This is a genomic window from Brenneria sp. L4-2C (assembly GCF_040240335.1).
Taxonomy (GTDB): Bacteria; Pseudomonadota; Gammaproteobacteria; order Enterobacterales; family Enterobacteriaceae; genus Brenneria.
On sequence record NZ_JBEIAC010000016.1, the window covers coordinates 1 to 18647 of the forward strand.

The window sequence follows — 18647 nt, forward strand, 5'->3', positions numbered from 1 at the left end:
TTCCTGTTCATTGACGATGGGCGAAAATATCGCATCTCCAGCACGCTGCCGTTGTCCGCCGCGTTCACAAAGTCGGGCCGTCATTGCATCATGAGGCGGCGTTGTTCCAGAGCGTCGCTGTGGTTATGGGCTCGACTTACTTTATTTTTATCTACGAGGGCAAGGCGGCTTTGAAAGACAGCATCTCACAGACGCAAAAAAGCCCGCAGGGCTTGCGCCATGCGGGCTTTTCGTACTTCACCGGCCTTATCTGGTAATAACCGGTGTCTAAAGGCTGGGGGGAGTTGAATAGGTTGCCTATTATTTTGATTATATGGCTTATTCCTGATTCAATTTTTGTTATATGGGCCTAAGTGGGGGCCTAAAAATTTATTCACATTAGATCCTGTCCCTGTGATGGTTGGTAAGGTGTGAACAAAGAGCAATGGTCTATTTCATATAAAGCTCTTTACTAATGTGCTGGTGAATGTTCACTTGAGCCTATCTATTGGAAAATAAAAGTTAAGTAATGCTGGTGTAAAAAATCTTGAGGAGTGCAATACAGGAGGAGGTAGTTATCTTTCTTGTATGACGCTGACAGAAGGGAGTCTGTGATGAAAAATAACGATGTAATTTGTTTATTATAAACAAATTTTATATGATTTTAGCTTGTTCTCCGAAGATTGTGGGGGAATTATGGCTCGGGAATACAGGCATCCACCAAGCGCAGCATGTCTTTCGGCCTCGATGAGGGATCTTGGGTATTCGCTCGAAACGGCAATTGCTGATTTGATCGACAACAGCATTTCTGCTGGTGCAGATATTATCGACATTATTTGTGATGTGTCAGGTAAGGTGCCTGTTGTCGCTATTCTCGACAACGGAACAGGGATGGCGGAAGACGGATTGATGGACGCGATGCGACATGGAACTGGTAATCCCAAGCAGCATCGTTCGCCGCGGGATCTGGGCCGCTTTGGTCTTGGACTGAAGACGGCATCGTTCTCTCAGTGTCGCTCCTTGACAGTGATAAGCACGAAGGATGGGGCTATCTGTGGTGCCGAATGGAACCTAGATCGCATCGATACAGCAGACGACTGGATCCTGAGTATTCTCGATGATGCTGATATTTTGGCACTGCCTTATGTTGATCGCCTTGGCAAGCAAGGGACTGCGGTCATATGGCGAGAGCTTGACCGCTTGCTGGAAGACGAGGCCGGAGATCGTCGTCAGGAGATCGTGAACGAAAAGCTTGAAACGGTGGGGCGCCATATTTCCCTCGTTTTCCATCGTTTCCTTTCGGGAGAGATAAAGGGGCGTTCCAAAATCTCGCTCACTATTAATGGTCGTCCCATTGGCGCATTTGATCCCTTCTGCCGAAAGAATCCGGCCACGCAAGTCCTTCCGGAGGAAATCGTCCGCATAGGCGATGCCGAAGTTCGCTTGCAACCATACGTGCTTCCACATCACAGCCGTCTTTCCGCGTCCGAGTACGACTACTACCAGGACCGCAGCGACTTCATCTCCAACCAGGGAGGCTATGTCTATCGGAACGGGCGCCTGATGGCGTGGGGAGATTGGTTCCGGCTGGTACCGAAGGGTGAGGCCACCAAACTGGCACGGGTGCAGATCGACTTTCCCAACAGTCTGGACGAAGCTTGGACGATCGACATCAAGAAGTCGCGCGCCCGCCCGCCCCACGCGGTGCGTGAGCGCCTGCGTCAGATAATCTCTAAGATTGCCAGCCGCAGCGTGACGGTACATCGGGGTCGCGGACAGAAGCTGTTTCAGGAAACCCAGGCGCCGTTCTGGGAGCGATATGCCGATAACGGTGGCATTCGGTTCGTGATCAATGAACAGCACCCAATCATAGCCTCGCTGGCGGGAAGACTCTCGACAGAGGATGCAGACCTGCTTAGCACGCTGCTTGATTCGGTTGCAGCTTCGCTGCCAGTTGAGATGATCTATTCCGACTATTCGACTCACCCGCGCGAGATCAATCAGCGTTCGGTGGATGAAAGCCAGACCATGGAGCGTCTGAGGAACCTGCGTCAGGTTCTGTACGGTGATGGGCCGGGCGATGCGAGGGCTTTTCTTCAGATCGTGCGCTCCACACATCTTTTCGATGGCCAGATTGAGCTAGCCGAAAAATTCATCAGCGAGGCCTTTGCATGAGCATTACAGCCATCACGGAAGAACGAAACATTGCCAACGCTCTCATCTCGGGCCTTGCCAACATGGCGGAAACGCCAACGCGCGATCAGGTGGAGGAAAAGGCAAGGCAGATTGCTTCAATCTTCGGCTATACGGGAGACCTCCGCAACATTGTCACCGAGGCCATGGAATCGGTTGTGACCCGCATGGGAGCAGGCATCTCATTGGTTGATGTCAATGCGAAGCATAACGATCAATGGGTTCACAAGCGCGAGGACATCACTTGGAGCTATGCCAATGCATACGAGGAATTCCTTCGCAACGAGGGCTGGCCTCCTCAGATGGTCCAGTCGCTGAGCGATGTGACCAACCGCATTCTTGGTCACCTTCAGGATCCACTGAGCGAAGGCACGAGCTGGAACCGTCGTGGCCTGGTCATCGGCCATGTGCAGTCGGGGAAAACGGCTAACTATACGGGTTTGATAGCACGTGCAGCCGATGCGGGCTACAAGTTCATCGTCGTCATCGCGGGCATTCACAACAACCTGCGCAGGCAGACACAGCAACGCATTGACGAGGCCTTCATCGGTCGATCGAGTGATCCGGAGGATCGCCGGAAAATAGGCGTCGGCCTTGATCCAGACTATCCCGGTGCGGCAACACTCACCAACATCAATGAGGACTTCAACAAGAACACAGCGGCCAAGAGCGGCTGGAAGATCAACGACTTCAGCAAGCCGATCATCCTGATCATCAAGAAGAACGTCACGACGCTCACAGCGTTGCATAAATGGCTGAAAGAACTGAACGCCGAAGGGAAAGACCGCATCTCCGATGTACCCATGCTGCTGATCGATGACGAGGCCGACAACGCATCGATCAACACGAACAAGGAGGATCTGGACCCAACCCGGACGAATGCGATGATTCGCCGCATCCTGGGTCTGTTCGCGAAGTCCTGCTATGTCGGATATACGGCAACACCGTTCGCCAACATCTTCATCAATCCGGATGCCTATGGCGATGATGTGCAGGAAGAGCTATTCCCTCGCGACTTCATCTATTGCCTGGATGCACCCACAACCTATTTCGGTGCGGAGAAGGTATTCCTCAATGAGGCGACAAGCGAGTCGATCATCAGGCCGATCGATGATTGCGAGGATCTCATTCCCTACTCGCACAAACGCGACGATCCCGTCCACGAGTTGCCTCCCAGTCTCTATCGCGCACTCGACGAGTTCATCGTCGCCCGCGCCATTCGGAACCTGCGCGGACAGGCCGGCAAGCATTGCTCGATGATGGTCAATGTGTCGCGCTTTGTGCCGGTGCAGAAGGCTGTGCGCGACTTCCTGAGTCTCAGGGAGAAGAAGATCAGAGAAGCAGCTCTCGCCAACTACGCGATGCCGGAAGACGTTTCGTCAAGAAACATGTACATGAAAGGCCTGAAGGAGGCCTTCGATGCCGAATATGCCGACGTTGGAGTCACATGGGCTGAAGTGAAGACTGCCCTCAATGGCGTCTTTGAGCATCTTCACCTCTATGTCATCAACAGCAAGAGTGACGAGGTGCTAGACTACACCCGGTACGAGAAGGAAGGCATCGGGCTGACGGCGATCGCGGTCGGTGGCCTGAGCCTGTCGCGAGGTTTGACCATCGAGGGATTGACCGTCAGCTACATGTACCGCAATACGAAGATGTACGACACCCTCATGCAGATGGGTCGCTGGTTCGGCTACCGGCCGGGCTTCGAGGATCTCTGTCGCGTCCATCTCTCGCGCGATTCGATCAACTGGTACTCCCACATCGCCGATGCTGCCGAAGAACTTGTGCAGCAGGTCAAACGCATGCGGCGCGATCGCCTGAGCCCCAAAGATTTTGGGCTTTACGTCCGCTCGCATCCGGACAGCCTGCTGATCACAGCCGCGAACAAGATGAGATCCGGCCAAGAGGTCACAGTCGAACAGAGTTTCAGTGGGCGACTCCGTGAAAGCTACATCGTTTCCACCGACCCCAATGTGAATGCAAAGAACTTTGAGCTGATCGCCGATCTCTGGCGAAGTGGATTTGGTGGACGGCCAGAGAAGCCCACCAAGAAAGGCGTCATCTTCAGAGACGTGTCCGTCGAGGTGATCGACGATTTTCTCACCCGATTCGAATGCCATTCGACCTTTGCGGGACAGAAATCGGACGTGGTGAGTTATCTCGAACGGATCGCAACGAAGCGTCCGCTTGCGGATGTTCTGCTGATTTCTCCCCCGGGTGGGTCGGGTGGTGAAAGACCGTTCACCCTGAGGAATCAGGTGCGCGTTGTAGGGAAGGATCAGCCAAACGGCACTTCGTGGCGCCTGAACAAGGACCGGGTCGCCTCGCGCGGCGACGAAAAGCTCGGACTCGGCGACACACAATGCGATGAGGCTAGGAAAGTCGCTGGTGGCGAAGATGGATCAGGGGCGGTATCCGACACACACTACCGCATGGTTCGGAACAAACCACTCCTCATGATTCACAGTCTGGAACCCAAGAGCGAGACAGTGACAGGTCCGATCGCCGCCTTTGGGGTTAGTTTTCCCTACGGAGATTATTTGACGACCATCAATGTCGTCGTCAACAAGGTCTGGCTCCAACAGATGGTGGGATATGCCGATGACCCTGCTGAGGAGGAAGAGCAAGATGATTGATTCCTCACCATGGGATGACATCACCGTTCCGGGAGCGGACTTCAATGTCCGCCAAGTTGCAGTGGAAACAGCCGTGCCCTGCTTCTGGGGACGTGATGCCAGTGGTGCCTGCCTGTTCATTGTGGAACTTCAGGGCGACCACGCAGCCCAGTACCGGAAGAATGCGGTCACGGTGAACGGCGTCGATGTCGATCTTCGTGCCGGCGCTCAGGGGCAGCAACACCTAGTCCTCGTTCTTGAAAGACAGGTCGATCGCGATCTCTTCAAAGGACTGTGCCAAACCCTTGCATTCGCACTGGAACACGCCACCGATTCGGCCAGCTCTCTGGCAGTCTCGCTGGCGCACATCCGTCGCTGGAAGACTTTCCTCTCGGGCCGAAGTCAGCATCTTTCCACCGAGGCAGTCCGTGGTCTCTTCGCTGAAATCGTCTTTCTGATGGAGCTGATCGATCGGAAAATGCCGAGCAATGCCGCCGTTGAAGCCTGGCTTGGTCCGGAACGATCACATCAGGATTTCATCTTCGGCAATACGGCTGTTGAGGTCAAGTCACTCTCGGGCGCCGAGCGGAGCAGTATCCGCATTTCGTCGGAAGACCAGCTTGAATCCCTGAACGACACACTGTTCCTGCGCGTTTACCGGTTGAGCAGTCTGGCGGATGCGGAAGGTGCCCGTTCCCTCAATGAGATCGTCGCGGCAGTTCAGGTGCGGTTCGATGAGGCGGGGGCCGTCGAGGCCTTTGACCGGAAGCTGGTTGCTCACGGCTATGCACCGCTCCCTGACTATGATGAGCCACGTTTTGTCGTCAGCGACGTGCGCAGCTATCGGGTTGCCGACGATTTTCCGCGTCTCATGCGGTCGCAACTGCCGGCAGGAATTGCCAAGGTAGCCTACGATATCAAACTGGAAACGATTGCTGAATATGAGTGTGACGGAGCCGCCGTCTTCGGAGGAGAGTGATGGAGCAAACATGTGAAGAGTTCTTCCACGACTTCCGACAGGAACTGCTGGCGGGATCCGAGGTCAATGGCAGATTTCAGCTCGACGAGTTCATGGATACCATCGCTGCAGAGCTTGTCGAAACAGGCTTTACGGAAGGCTTCGAACTGTGTCATTTCCGGGCGCAACGTGGAGTGCGTGTGGACGGCTACTGGTTCAATGATGAGGGAGTCCTTAACCTCTTCATCGCAGACTTCGAGTCCCGAAACGAACTGGCGTCCCTGATCAGGACGGACGTAGATGCGGCATTCAAGCGCGTTGCCAACTTCTTCAATGCGAGTATTGACAGGAGTCTGGCTGACGGTCTGGAAGTCACTTCTCCGGAATACGGCCTTGCCAGACAGATTGTCGATCGAAGAGGTGCCATCAGCTCACTCAACCTGATTCTTCTCTCCGAGCGCACGCTCAGCGGGGCGGTGCAGAGCCTTCCGGATGGAGAAGTTGCTGGCGTTCCCACGAGTTATCACGTATGGGATATTTCACGGCTTCATCGTCAGCGGAGCTCACGCAGCTACAAGGAACCACTGGATCTCGACTTCGAGGAGATGTTCGGCAAGGGCATCGCCTGCCTTCCTGCCCACTTGACAACCGATGCCTATCAGTCCTACCTCATGGTCATGCCAGCAGATGTGCTGGCGACCCTGTACGGAAGTTTCGGAGCGCGCCTGCTGGAGCAGAACGTTCGGACATTCCTGCAGGCTCGTGGTAATGTAAACCAAGGCATACGGGCAACGATCCTGAACGAGCCGGGAATGTTCTTTGCCTACAACAACGGGATCACGGCCACTGCGCAGAGTGTCGAGAAAGAGGCAACGGATTCCGGTCTGGCGATCACAAGAATTGTCGATCTTCAGATCGTCAATGGTGGGCAGACCACCGCATCTCTGTTCCATACGCGGAAACGGGACAAGGCGGACCTTTCCCAGATATTCGTTCAGATGAAGCTCTCCGTCATCGACAGTCAACAAAGCGAGATGGTCGTGCCGAAGATATCGGAATACGCCAATACCCAGAACAGGGTGAATGCTGCCGACTTCTTCTCGAATCATCCATTCCATGTCCGGATGGAAGGATTTTCGCGGCGAATTTGGGCGCCGACGCAGAAGGGAGCTGCTCGTGAGACGCGATGGTTTTATGAGCGTGCGCGCGGCCAGTATGCCGATGCACAGTCGAAGCTCACACCTGCAGAGCAGCGTCGATTTAAGGCCGAACATCCCAAACCCCAGATGTTCACGAAAACAGATCTCGCTAAATTTGAGAACGTCTGGGATGATCACCCGAGGTGAGTGAATCTTGGTTCTCAGAAGAACTTTGCGCGTTACGCTGCTCGAATCGGCGAGGAATGGGTGAAATCATCCGATACGTTCAATGAGTTCTATTTCCAGAGAGCCGTCGCACGTGGCCTGCTCTTCCGTGCCACAGAGCGTATTGTTTCCGCACAACCGTGGTACAACGGTGGATACCGGGCAAACATCGTGGCCTACACATTGGCGATACTCAGCGATATCACGAAACGCAGAAAGGCGAGTGTCGACTTTCTGGGAATCTGGAATACGCAGATGGTCGATTCTGTTTTGGGAGAGGCACTCGCCCTAGTGTCGAAGCAAGTGAATGATGACATCATCAAACCACCACCAGGGATCTCGAATATTTCCGAATGGTGCAAAAAGGAAGCATGCTGGACGAGGATACAGGCTCGTACCGAAGCCATTGCCAATCTACTCTCTCAAGAATTTTACGATCAACTTGTTTCGAACGATGATCAAATTGCGACTGAGCGGTCAGCAAAAAATACGCAAAGGATCGACAACGGCATCGAGGCACAGCAAAAAGTACTGGCTGTTCCCTCCTGCGAATGGGCTCGTATCTGCCAATTGCTGCTCGAAAGACATCTGCTCACGCCGAAGGAAGAGGGTGTGCTCAGGGTGGCCATTCAGATTCCTGGCAAGATTCCAACAGAGAGGCAGAGTTTGGTTTTGCTGAAGGTTCTTGATAAAGGACGGCAGGAAGGCATTGTTGTAAGCAAATCCTAACGAGGATTTGCTCAATCACTATATGTTTTCATGACCGCTTTTTGGGGTATCTTCCAATATTGAAAGAACGATCTTGGCTATATTATAAGCAAGGAATGGTGGTACGGCGTTTCCTACCTGATGGAATTGCTGAGTCCGATTTCCTTGAAAAAAATAGTCATCTGGGAAAGTCTGTAACCTGGCTGCTTCTCTTACCGTCAGGCTGCGACACTGATATGGATCATAGTGAATAAAGTAATGTCCATCTTTGGCTATATGACTGGTAATTGTGGTTGATGGCTGATCTTCCAGTTGTACTCGGAAGCGATCAGCGAATTTTCCACTCTTCCAGTTTTTATGAGCCGGAGTTAATCCTTCCAAAGAAAAATCCTTATGGCCTTTGGGAGAAACACCTTTTGCTTGAGCGAATGCAGCGGCAAAGAGGTAGCGACGCAGGTCACTCTCCATATGCCCTCTGGTTTCATGATTCATAAAAAAATCGAGATGCCTTGATGCCAGCCCTGTATACCATTGGGCTAATTCAGAGAAACATTTTTGAGGGTTACGATATTGTTTTCGTTGCATACCGTAGTCACGTGGTAAACGTGTTGCTATGGCAACTATATTCAGAATATCTGCGACATCTTCCAGTTCATTCTTTTCCTTACGGGCCTCTTCTGCGAGTTCACGAGCATGCTTGGTAAGAAGGTCTGCCCATCGTTCAGCAGAATCTTCACCCTTTGATATCTTGCTGCGAAGTGAGGGAAGATCCCCAATAACCTGTCTTACACTGATAGGTGCGAACGCTGGTTTGAGTACGTTTGGTCGCCATCCAGACCCTTTCTCACGGCACAGATCATCTCTTATGCCTAACAAAATCACCCGATGTCTAGCCTGAGGTATACCATAATGTTCCGCTCGTACAATAAAGTCACGGGCGTCAATATTTTTAGGGTCATCTCCCTGAACAAAAGATGTATCTGTAACTAATGAAAAAATGCTATAGCCACAACTTACCAAGTCTTTCAAGATACTTTGAAATATTTTCGAACCATTAACTTTAGATGAAAGAATACCCTTAACATTTTCCATTACGAAAATCTGCGGTTTATATTTATCAATAATGCGTAGATATTCCTTGTAAAGGAAATGGCGGGGGTCTTCTTCTGCTTTATAATTTACGTTACCTTTGTTTCTGGCCCTGCCGACTAGAGAATATGCTTGGCAAGGCGGGCCGCCAATCAGAACCCAAGGCGTTTTCGAGTTTATACCTTTTTCCCTGATTGCCTGATCGAGACGAAGGTTGCTATCTGCTTTACCTAGTGTCAGCATCAATGCTTCATTGCACGCCTCTACCCAGGCATTGCTTGTTTTTTCATCCCATTCTGGAAGTGGGGTCGCATCTTTAGGGATGCTGCTTTTGCCGTTACATAGCGAAAAATAAGGGGCAACAGCATCGTTGCCTAATCTCTTCAAGTTACGGTAGAAGGCTCGCAGTCGAAGCGTTGCATGTGCTGAATGCTCCATCTCCGCAGAGATGGCGATACGGAAAGCAGCATGCGAAGAAAATCCTTCACCCAGCCCTCCAGGGCCAGCAAAAAGGTCTACGATGGGAATCTGTAACAAAGCGGTGCTCATATTATATATCAGTGGTTCTTGTCGGTTGCCAAGATACCAGGAAGTGGCGTAAACGGGAAGGTAAACCTGATGGACATTGTTGATAAGAAGACGCGGTCTCGTATGATGTCTGGCATAAAAGGGAAAAATACACGACCAGAATTGATCGTACGGAAATATTTGCATGCTCAAGGCTTTAGATTCAGGCTACATGTTGACAACTTGCCTGGTAGACCCGATATCGTTTTACCTAAACATGGATTGTGTATTTTCGTTCATGGGTGCTTCTGGCATCGACACGATCGCTGTAAGTATGCAACTACACCAAAGACTCGCTATGAATTTTGGATGAAGAAATTTATTTCTAATAAACAAAGAGATATTGAAGTTAAAATGAAACTGTATGACGCTGGGTGGCGTGTATTTGAACTATGGGAGTGTGGTTTCAGAGATGGTGGTACCCCTCTTGACTGGTTGGCTGAATCTATTTGCAGCGATATCATCACGCTAAACTGGCCTGACTATGTATGCAGTGGTGATAAATTGGACTCTTCATTGTAATCACAGAGGTTCTCCGATGTGGTTATGGCCGGTGTTGGTAATCTGAACGCTTCCAACCTATTCCTGTTAGAATATGTGATGACAAAACTACTATACTAACTACCTTGTTATCACGTCGTGCTTTTGCCATATATCTGCTGTATGTACCGCCCACGTCCATCGCCATGCCCTAAATCCATCGACACCAGCGCGCTGGCTTCCCGATTACTGAAACCCTGTCGCCGGTAATAATGCATCGCATCCTGCGCCCATGCGTAACGCAGGCTGTGCGGGGAATATTGCCCCTTTAGTCCGGCCAGAGCGGTTTGCGAACGCCAGCGGTTTATGGCACTTTTCAGATCCGGTTTATCAATCAGCCGATCGTTATGAGTAGCGGCTACCGCCAGCGCCTGATTCACTGTCTGCGTTAACGCTTCCCGATCCAGCACCCGCGTTTGCCGGGGTCGTCCGCCTTTGGTGCCGAATACCACCATCAATTGCTCGTCGCCTCGATCCAGTGCGGTGGCCCATGTCTGGAGCGACTGCGAACATTGCACCGCTTCCTGCGAACGTAGGCCCATCATCCGAGCCAGTTGCAGCGTCAGCGCGAGTCCGGCGTCTTTCTGTTGCAGGATTGCCAGCGTCGCCTGATAGCGCTCCGGCGTAATCGCCTTTCGCGTACCGTCCCGTCTGGCGCCGCTCAGCCCTAACGCCTTGTTGCTCAATCGTTCCGCATCCGCCAACTTATCCCGACCGGCGGTGCGCAGTATCACCCGCACCGCTGCCATTTCATTATGCAGCGTGCGCAGAGTAATTCCCTGTTCTAACCGTTCGGCGATATAGCATTCGATATGTTTTGCTTTCAGATGCTGCACCGTGCGGATCTGAATATTCAAAGACAGCAGGTGACTGGCAAGCCGCTCTGCAATTTTTAGTCGGTCATGCACCGTCTTATGGCTGCCGCCGGCCTGTCGGGCCAGCGTAAGCATTTCCCGCCTTAATCGTGACATAGAACCCCCATCCTCAATAACCTCTGTTCTCCGGCGCACGGCGATTTACGACACGGGGAAACCGTGTCGCACTGAACAATACCTGCGCGCCGGAGCGGCAGCGGTTGAGGTATGACGGGGATATCGGTTATGCACTCGGTGCAGCCGCCTGCATCAGCAGGGTGGATCCCCTCAGGCTAAAAGCCTGCCTCAGGTATCGGTTCAGTCCTCCTCTGATAATTGGGTTGATGAGAATTGACGCAGAAAATGTGCGTCAGATGACAAGTCGCGTCGGACAGCGCTGTGGCGTAAGGGCTGGCGCAGAGTACGTTAGCCGCGTCACTTGCAACGGCTTTTCGCCGCATGAAGTGACGCCGCTGCCTCATGGATAAGCTAGGCTGAGGCAGCAAAAGGCCGCAGACGGTTGCGCCAGCTATAAGATTGTTACGTACGCATCAATGCGTATGCGAAAGGCAAGAACAAAAAGGATGCAGCCCTAAGGCGTTGGGATAAGGTAGCTACCATCGCCGCAGCGATCACCCGCAGACTGGTAGCGGGACGGGTTGGGTGTCGACCACACAGGTTGAGCCTGCGCGTTGGCTTGAAGGTCGTGGCAACATGGGAATGCTGCTTGCAGCAATGGTGTAAGACTCACAACTTACTGCGCCAAAATCCGTATATCAAGCGGCTAACGCGCTGCGCTTGTTGGCTCCTTACTGGATTTCTATTCCATAGAAATCCAGTAAGGAGCGTCTAAATCCACTGACAGGATGAAAAAAATTTTGTAAATTTTTAGTGGCTAATCCGAAGTTCCATCTCGGTATTGTTGATGCTGTCCGCTGTTATAACGCGAAGGCCAGATCTCTTCGGGGCGTTTATGCAAGGCTTCGGCGATTAAGCGTTCTCCTTTAGGCCAATGGCGCGTCAGTGTATTTGCCAAAGTGGAAGAGGCGAGTCCCGCTTCTCTGGAAACCGCAGCCAGCGTTGTGCCTTTCTTTCTTAAACCAGCAATGATATCTGCCGGATGCCAGTCTTGTTCAATCATACGAAGTCACCCAGGTTGATGCCCGTCAGAGGCGATGAAATCGTTTGTTCTGACTAAGGCATATTTTAATTTCTTCCTTTTTAGCATCCGCTAAGTGACTTTATCTTAAGAGTTACTAAAGACGCGGGATTGAGTTCCTGTTCATTGACGATGGGCGAAAATATCGCATCTCCAGCACGCTGCCGTTGTCCGCCGCGTTCACAAAGTCGGGCCGTCATTGCATCATGAGGCGGCGTTGTTCCAGAGCGTCGCTGTGGTTATGGGCTCGACTTACTTTATTTTTATCTACGAGGGCAAGGCGGCTTTGAAAGACAGCATCTCACAGACGCAAAAAAGCCCGCAGGGCTTGCGCCATGCGGGCTTTTCGTACTTCACCGGCCTTATCTGGTAATAACCGGTGTCTAAATTGGTGGAGCTGGGGGGATTTGAACCCCCGTCCGGAATTACTCTACCGTTGGTACTACATGCTTAGTCTAATCTTTACATTCGCCTGCCAGCTGCGGATAGACACGCTACTAACAAACTAGCCTGATTGGATTTAACGCTTCAGCCCCAGGCAGGACATCCACGCGATCTCTTTTGGGTTTGACCTCTCTTGATCCCCGTCCTAAGAGCGGAGGCTAGGGAGAGAGGGCTCAGAGCAGGTTATTAAGCTGCTAAAGCGTAGTTTTCGTCGTTTGCGACTATTTTTTTGCGGCTTTTTACGAGGCCAACCGCCCCTCGGCATGCACCTAGGGCTTTGCAAATCCCGTCGAATCCAGAATCAGCCCCAAGGAACTTTCGTTAGTATATCAGAACTTACCTGACTTTAGCCACCCGCTTAGCGGTTTGCGTTCTTCATGATACGCGCTTTGTCTACTTTCCACTCACGATCTCGAATATCGTCACGTTTGTCGTGGTCTTTTTTACCTTTCGCTACGCCGATTTTGACTTTGCTCCAGGCGTTTTTCCAGTACATGGATAAGGCAACCACCGTGTAGCCATCACGGCTGGTGCGGCCCAGCAGAGAATCGAGTTCCCGTTTGTTGAGTAACAGTTTGCGCGTGCGCGTCGGATCACAAACAACATGTGAAGAGGCGACGTTGAGCGGTGTGATGGTGGCGCCGAACAGATACGCTTCGCCGTCACGGAATGTCACATAGCTGTCGCTGATATTGGCTTTGCCCGCACGCAGTGATTTTACTTCCCAACCTTGCAACGAAAGACCGGCCTCAAATTCCTCTTCAATGAAGTATTCGTGGCGGGCACGCTTGTTTTGCGCAATGGTAGCGGAACCGGGTTTGTACGCTTTTTTCTTTGTCATAGTGCCGTCATTATACTGGATGTAAAAGGGAATGAAATCCCTGCCGATTGTTTGAACCATTGTTAATGATATTGTGCGATAGTGCGCGCGGAATTTTCATCTGTCGGCTTATCAGTGCTATTATTTTGCGCGTTTATGAATCACGGAAAATGATATGCCAAAGATAAGTCGTTCTGCTCTGGTGCCATTCAGTGCGGAGCAAATGTACCAATTGGTGAATGATGTCTCTTCTTATCCCGCGTTTTTACCAGGTTGCACCGGCAGCCGGGTAATTTCTGCCACGCCAGATGAAATGACCGCCGCGGTTGATGTTGCCAAAGCGGGGATTCACAAGACATTTACCACACGCAACACGCTGACCAATAACCAGAATATCAACATGCAACTGGTTGATGGTCCTTTTCGCCAATTAAGCGGCGACTGGCGCTTTACGCCGTTAAGCCCCGATGCCTGCAAGGTGGAGCTGCACCTTGATTTTGAATTCACCAATGCGTTGATTGAACTCGCTTTCGGTAAAATTTTCAAGGAGTTGGCAGGAAATATGGTGCAGGCGTTCACGCAACGGGCCAAAGAGGTTTACAGTGCCTGATATTCGCGTGGAGGTCGTTTATGCCTTATCGGAACGACAATACCTGCGGCCGGTAACGCTGGCGGAAGGGAGTACCGTCGAACAGGCGATTGTTGCATCGGGGCTGTTGGAACTGCGCCAGGATATCGATTTACAGACCAATAAAGTCGGTATCTATAGTAAAGCGGCGAAATTGACCGATATTCTCAATGATGGCGATCGCGTCGAGATTTACCGGCCGCTGATTGCCGACCCGAAAGCGTTGCGTCGTCAGCGCGCCGAGCGCGCTAAAAAGTAAAGCGTCTGGCGCTTTACTCCCGTCACTCGTCTGCACAGCGGAAACCTTGTCTGATAAAATCGTGGGTTTTCGCTGTTTCAGATTCGCTCTACATTCAACAGGTTATCGCCAGATTAATTCAGCGCGGGTTTGTTATCGATGTGAGTTAACACGCCTTCGCCGCTAAAGGTCAGCGTCAAGGTTTGTTGTTTGACGGATTCATGGCCCGGCTGTTGGCGGAATACATAAAACCAGGTATTGCTGCCGAACGGATCCTGCATCATGGGCGTTCCCAGGATATAAGCAACCTGTTGTCGGGTCATTCCCGTGTGGATTTTCGCGACGTCAGCCGGCGCCAGATAGTTTCCCTGATTGATATCCGGCCGATAAACCACTTTCTCTAACGTGGAACAACCGGCAGTCAGCATAACAACCACCGCAGCGACGACAGTCAGCGTTTTACAGCGCATAGTGATTACATTCCTTAAGAGCATAGGTTGCCGATGATAATAGACCTTGCCTGAATTGAAAACCTGCAAGACCCCAGTATGACCTCGGGAAGGCAAAAAAGTTGGGATTTTTTATGGCGGGCCGTCACTACGTGGCTTGAAAACGCGCCCGGCGTTAATTGCTTTGCTTTATCGAGTCAGGCTGACTTCCCCTTATCGGGTTTACGGGCGTCGATGTCCCGATTTTCAGCGTCCGCAGGCTGCGTTTCCTTCCCCTGTTTTTCTGCAAAAATAACGCATAATCAATACCATTTTTGTTCTTTGTGGTTTCTGTTCGCCTGTGGCAGCATCGCTCTGGACTCAGGTTCTCCTGTCTTCTTGTGCCATCGTCCGATCCGGCGGCACTCATCCTTAGCTTAACTATGAATACATCATTACTGCCCGTTGGCGTCATATCGGCGGGTGGCTTCGCTTAAAATGAGATCGATATGCTATTTTCAACTGCGTTTTACTTTTTCTCCGCCAGTAAATTAAAGAAATATGCCGCCGCGGCCATGATGGGAACGTTATTTTTGCTTACCGGTTGCGATGATGGCGGTAATGAAACGCAAACGTCATCGCCCTCGACGATCCGTTATGCGCTATGGTCTTCTCCCAGCGGAAACTTTCATCCCGAACTTTATTTTACCGATTACGATCGCGCGGTGATTTTTGTCACCTTTGATCGTCTGGTGGAGCTGAGTCCGAAGCAGGAGTTTATTCCTTCGCTGGCGACCCGTTATGAGTACGCCAACGACGGCAAGACGCTGATTTTCCATCTGCGCGACGACGTAAAATGGCATGACGGTAAACCGTTCACCGCCCATGACGTGGCGTTTACCTATCAGGCCACGGCGGATGCGAACTGGCCGGCGGATACGCCGGAGTTTACCACCCAGCTCGAAGGCTTCGACGCTTACCACAGCGGTAAGGCGCAGCAGGTGAGCGGCATTAATGTCATTGACGATCACACGGTGAGCTTTACGTTCAAAACGCCTTACGCTTCGGCGCTGGCGTATTTTGCCGATCGCCCGGTGCTGGCGAAACACGTATGGGAAAGCACGCCGGTCGGCGAGTGGAGCAACGCAACCGCGCTGCTGAATAACCCGGTGGGAACCGGCCAGTATAAAGTGGTGCGTTTCGTGCCGGATCAATATGTGGAACTGGCGCGCAATGATGACTACTTCAAAGGGCAACCGAAAACCGAGCGGCTGATTTTCAAAGTCAGCAACCGCGATACGGCCCAGTCGGAACTGCTGAACGGCGAACTGGATATTGTGCAGTTGTCCTCCTTTAACCCCGCGGATTTAAAGCAGTATGAAGATGCGGGCGTTAATCTGGTGATTCAGAACGGCACCAGCGGGCAGTATATGACCATCAACCATCAGGATCCGATTCTGGCCGACGTGCGCGTGCGGCAGGCGCTGATATATGGCATCAACCGGCAGGGGATTATCGATCATTTGCTGTTTGGCCACGGCCAGTTATTCAATGCCAAGGTTCACCCGCAGGATCCCGCCTATCCGTCGGCGATCAACAATTATTCCTATTCGGTTGAGAAGGCCGGCGAATTGCTGGAAGAAGCGGGCTGGCTGAAGGGCAGCGATGGCGCGCGCGTCAGAGACGGCCAGCGTTTGACGCTGACGCTGCATGTGCCGACCGGCAACCGCACTCGCGAACAGTCTGCGGCAATCATCCAGCAGGATCTGAAAAAGTTGGGGATTGACGCCAATATCATTGTCGGCGACTTCAACTCCACGCTGTCGATCCTGCAAAAGCCGAGCACGCCTTACCAACTGCTGTTGATGGGCGGCACCTTCCGTCCGGGGCAGTACGACAATAACTACTGGTGGGAACGCTTCAGCGACGATCGCCTGACTCAACTGGGCAATGAAGCCAACCGGACGGTGGATAACGCCGCACGCTACCAGATTCTGCATCGTTGGGTACAGCGCCAGAACGAACTGGCGATCCTTGGCTGGCTGTATATCCCCAGCATCGGTTATGCGGTGAATCCCCGCATTCAAAACTATCAGCCCTATCCCTATGAACCTTTCCGACAGGCCTATCAATGGGAGGTCGAGCAGGCAAAACCGTAGGTCATAGCCGATAAAGGAGAGTCAGATTGCTATGCTGATCGTCTATTTTTTACGCCGTTTGCTGCTGGTGTTGCCGATCGCGTTAGGGATTTCGGTGCTGGTGTTCTTGTTGATTAACATGCAGCCCGGCGATCCCTACGCGTTGATGATCGATCCCAACGCGCCGCCGGCGGTGAAAGAGGCGCTGTTGCAGCGCGTGGGGTATTACGACCCGCTTTATATCCAATATTTCAAATGGTTATTTCGGGTAGTGCAGGGCGACTTCGGGTTTTCGCTGCATTACCGCATGCCGGTTTCCGAGGTGATAGCGAGCCGGTTCGGCAATACGCTGTTGCTGGCCGGCGCGGCGCTGGCGATTTCGTTTCTGGTATCGATACCCTTGGGTACGCTGGCGGCGTTACGTCGCCAGACGTCGTTGGATTATCTGACGGTCTCTTTCAGTTTTATTTTTTTCTCCATCCCGGCCTTTTTCCTCGGTCTGGTGCTGATCAAACTGTTTGCCGTGGATCTGCGCTGGCTGCCGGTATCGGGCAAGGTCACGCTGGGTAAAACGCTGAGCGGCGTTGATTACGCGCTGGACGTGCTGCGTCATCTGGTGTTGCCGGCCCTGGTGCTCGGCTTGATGAACAGCGCGGTATTTATCAAATATTTACGCAGTAGTCTGATCGGTATTTTGGATCAGGATTTTATGCGTACCTTACGCGCTAAAGGCCTATCGCGGCGCAACATTATCTGGCGTCATGCGCTGAAAAACGCGGCCAGGCCAATGATCACCATTTTGTCGCTGGAGATCCCGGTGCTGTTTTCCGGCGCGCTGATGACGGAAACGGTATTTTCCTGGCCGGGTATCGGTCGTCTGAATTATGAAGCGGTATTAAACCGTGATTACAACCTGCTGATGGGGATCATCATGCTGTTGGCGCTGCTGACGCTGCTGGCCAATCTCTTGGCTGACGTGCTGTATGCGATAGTGGATCCGCGGGTGAGGTACACGTCATGAGTATCACGCTGCCTGCCGCGAACGATGCGGCGTCGATACAAGGCAACCGGGCGTGGCGGCGTTTTCGTCGTCATACGCCGGGTATGGTCGGGCTGGCGGTATTGGCGCTGATCGTCATCGTGGTGCTGGTCGCGCCGTGGTTTATGCCGCTCGACCCTGATGATATCGATTTGACGCGCATCGAGTCGCCGCCCTCCGTTCAGCACTGGCTGGGAACGGACGAACTGGGGCGGGACGTGCTTACCCGTCTGATCTATGGCGGACAGGTTTCCGTGCTGGTGGCCTTCAGCGCCACGCTGTTGCAACTGGGCATCGGCATCACGCTCGGCGGTCTGGCCGGCTATTTTGGCAAAGGCGTTGACGCCGTGGTGATGCGTTTCACCGACATCATTATGTGCTTCCCGTTTTATGCCATCGCCATTTCCATGGCCGGCCTGCTTGGCGCCAGCACCTGGAACGTGGTGATCATCATCGGCGTGCTGAACTGGACCGGGATTGCACGTCTGATCCGCGCCGAATTTCTCTCATTATCCAGTCAGGAATATGTGGAGGCCGCGCGCGTGATGAACGTAGGGCACTGGCGCATCATTTCCCGCCATTTGCTGCCGAATGCGCTGGGGCCGGTCATCGTCTACGCCACGCTGGCGATCGCCACCGGCATCCTGGCCGAGGCCGCGTTGAGCTTCCTCGGGCTGGGGGTTAAACAACCGACGGCAAGCTGGGGCAATATGCTGTCGGCGGCGCAAAATATGCGCGTGTTGGGCAATGCCTGGTGGCTATGGCTGCCGCCGGGCGTGATGGTTTTTGTCATGGTGCTGGCGATTAATTTTGTTGGCGATGCGTTGAGATACGCATTCGATCCCACTTCTTCGCGGGCTTAATACCCTGTTGGCAGTAATCC

General features: G+C 52.5%; 16 protein-coding genes, 1 other RNA gene and 1 pseudogene. 12 read left to right on the plus strand and 6 right to left on the minus strand.

Annotated elements, in window-relative coordinates; all coding sequences use genetic code 11:
• Positions 1–101 precede the first annotated feature (101 nt).
• The 5 genes and pseudogenes from ABRZ26_RS18810 to ABRZ26_RS18830 all read left to right on the plus strand — a co-directional run bounded on the left by ABRZ26_RS18810 (position 102) and on the right by ABRZ26_RS18830 (position 7841).
• Entirely contained in the window at positions 102–257 is a 156-nt protein-coding gene (locus ABRZ26_RS18810) for a hypothetical protein (RefSeq protein WP_319605656.1), read from the plus strand.
• 418 nt (positions 258–675) lie between these two features.
• The gene (locus ABRZ26_RS18815) at positions 676–2154 is read left to right on the plus strand and encodes an ATP-binding protein (protein ID WP_319605657.1); all 1479 of its coding nucleotides are present in this window, start codon (positions 676–678) and stop codon (positions 2152–2154) included.
• Positions 2151–4811 carry a Z1 domain-containing protein gene (locus ABRZ26_RS18820; protein WP_319605658.1) on the plus strand — a complete coding sequence of 887 codons (2661 nt, stop codon included), beginning with the start codon at positions 2151–2153 and terminating at the stop codon, positions 4809–4811. Before ABRZ26_RS18815 ends, ABRZ26_RS18820 begins: the two co-directional genes overlap by 4 nt.
• Positions 4804–5769, plus strand: a complete 966-nt coding sequence (locus ABRZ26_RS18825) for a PD-(D/E)XK motif protein (protein ID WP_319605659.1) — start codon at positions 4804–4806, stop codon at positions 5767–5769. Before ABRZ26_RS18820 ends, ABRZ26_RS18825 begins: the two co-directional genes overlap by 8 nt.
• Before the next feature lie 92 nt (positions 5770–5861).
• Positions 5862–7841 (plus strand): annotated as a pseudogene (locus tag ABRZ26_RS18830) (AIPR family protein).
• Between the two features lie 18 nt (positions 7842–7859).
• Here ABRZ26_RS18830 and ABRZ26_RS18835 read toward each other — a convergent pair.
• The gene (locus ABRZ26_RS18835; RefSeq protein WP_319605660.1) at positions 7860–9458 is read right to left on the minus strand and encodes a DNA cytosine methyltransferase; all 1599 of its coding nucleotides are present in this window, start codon (positions 9456–9458) and stop codon (positions 7860–7862) included.
• A 69-nt stretch (positions 9459–9527) separates the two neighbouring features.
• On the opposite strand from ABRZ26_RS18835, the gene ABRZ26_RS18840 reads away from it, so the two are divergent.
• A complete protein-coding gene (locus ABRZ26_RS18840; protein ID WP_319605661.1) occupies positions 9528–9998 on the plus strand; it encodes a very short patch repair endonuclease in 471 nt (156 codons plus the stop codon).
• A 110-nt stretch (positions 9999–10108) separates the two neighbouring features.
• Here ABRZ26_RS18840 and ABRZ26_RS18845 read toward each other — a convergent pair whose 3' ends face one another.
• Together ABRZ26_RS18845 and ABRZ26_RS18850 are read right to left on the minus strand one after the other, a co-directional pair.
• A complete protein-coding gene (locus ABRZ26_RS18845; RefSeq protein ID WP_319605662.1) occupies positions 10109–10987 on the minus strand; it encodes an integrase domain-containing protein in 879 nt (292 codons plus the stop codon).
• A gap of 778 nt (positions 10988–11765) precedes the next feature.
• On the minus strand, positions 11766–12011 hold the full coding sequence (locus ABRZ26_RS18850) for a helix-turn-helix domain-containing protein (RefSeq protein ID WP_137712680.1): 246 nt from the start codon (positions 12009–12011) through the stop codon (positions 11766–11768).
• A gap of 235 nt (positions 12012–12246) precedes the next feature.
• On the opposite strand from ABRZ26_RS18850, the gene ABRZ26_RS18855 reads away from it, so the two are divergent.
• Positions 12247–12402: a hypothetical protein gene (locus ABRZ26_RS18855; RefSeq protein ID WP_319605656.1), complete on the plus strand. Its 156-nt coding sequence runs from the start codon at positions 12247–12249 to the stop codon at positions 12400–12402.
• A 16-nt stretch (positions 12403–12418) separates the two neighbouring features.
• On the opposite strand, the gene ssrA is transcribed toward ABRZ26_RS18855, so the two are convergent.
• Positions 12419–12782, minus strand: a transfer-messenger RNA (tmRNA) gene (gene ssrA, locus ABRZ26_RS18860).
• Between the two features lie 49 nt (positions 12783–12831).
• Positions 12832–13314, minus strand: coding sequence for an SsrA-binding protein SmpB (smpB, locus tag ABRZ26_RS18865; RefSeq protein ID WP_319605663.1), 483 nt, complete (start codon positions 13312–13314; stop codon positions 12832–12834).
• 154 nt (positions 13315–13468) lie between these two features.
• On the opposite strand from smpB, the gene ABRZ26_RS18870 reads away from it, so the two are divergent.
• Both ABRZ26_RS18870 and ABRZ26_RS18875 read left to right on the plus strand, forming a co-directional pair.
• Positions 13469–13903 (plus strand): type II toxin-antitoxin system RatA family toxin, encoded by a 435-nt coding sequence (locus tag ABRZ26_RS18870; protein ID WP_319605664.1) that lies wholly within the window; start codon positions 13469–13471, stop codon positions 13901–13903.
• Positions 13896–14180: an RnfH family protein gene (locus ABRZ26_RS18875; protein WP_319605665.1), complete on the plus strand. Its 285-nt coding sequence runs from the start codon at positions 13896–13898 to the stop codon at positions 14178–14180. Before ABRZ26_RS18870 ends, ABRZ26_RS18875 begins: the two co-directional genes overlap by 8 nt.
• A gap of 113 nt (positions 14181–14293) precedes the next feature.
• On the opposite strand, the gene bamE is transcribed toward ABRZ26_RS18875, so the two are convergent.
• Positions 14294–14629 (minus strand): outer membrane protein assembly factor BamE, encoded by a 336-nt coding sequence (bamE, locus tag ABRZ26_RS18880; RefSeq protein ID WP_319605666.1) that lies wholly within the window; start codon positions 14627–14629, stop codon positions 14294–14296.
• 467 nt (positions 14630–15096) lie between these two features.
• Here bamE and ABRZ26_RS18885 point away from each other — a divergent pair, with 467 nt between their 5' ends.
• From ABRZ26_RS18885 to opp4C, 3 genes are read left to right on the plus strand one after another with little or no spacing between them, the layout of a single operon-like run.
• The gene (locus tag ABRZ26_RS18885; protein WP_319605667.1) at positions 15097–16746 is read left to right on the plus strand and encodes an ABC transporter substrate-binding protein; all 1650 of its coding nucleotides are present in this window, start codon (positions 15097–15099) and stop codon (positions 16744–16746) included.
• A gap of 31 nt (positions 16747–16777) precedes the next feature.
• On the plus strand, positions 16778–17746 hold the full coding sequence (locus ABRZ26_RS18890; protein WP_319605668.1) for an ABC transporter permease: 969 nt from the start codon (positions 16778–16780) through the stop codon (positions 17744–17746).
• Positions 17743–18627 carry an oligopeptide ABC transporter permease gene (opp4C, locus tag ABRZ26_RS18895; RefSeq protein ID WP_319605669.1) on the plus strand — a complete coding sequence of 295 codons (885 nt, stop codon included), beginning with the start codon at positions 17743–17745 and terminating at the stop codon, positions 18625–18627. The genes ABRZ26_RS18890 and opp4C overlap by 4 nt, the downstream gene beginning before the upstream one ends.
• Positions 18628–18647: the final 20 nt, after the last annotated feature.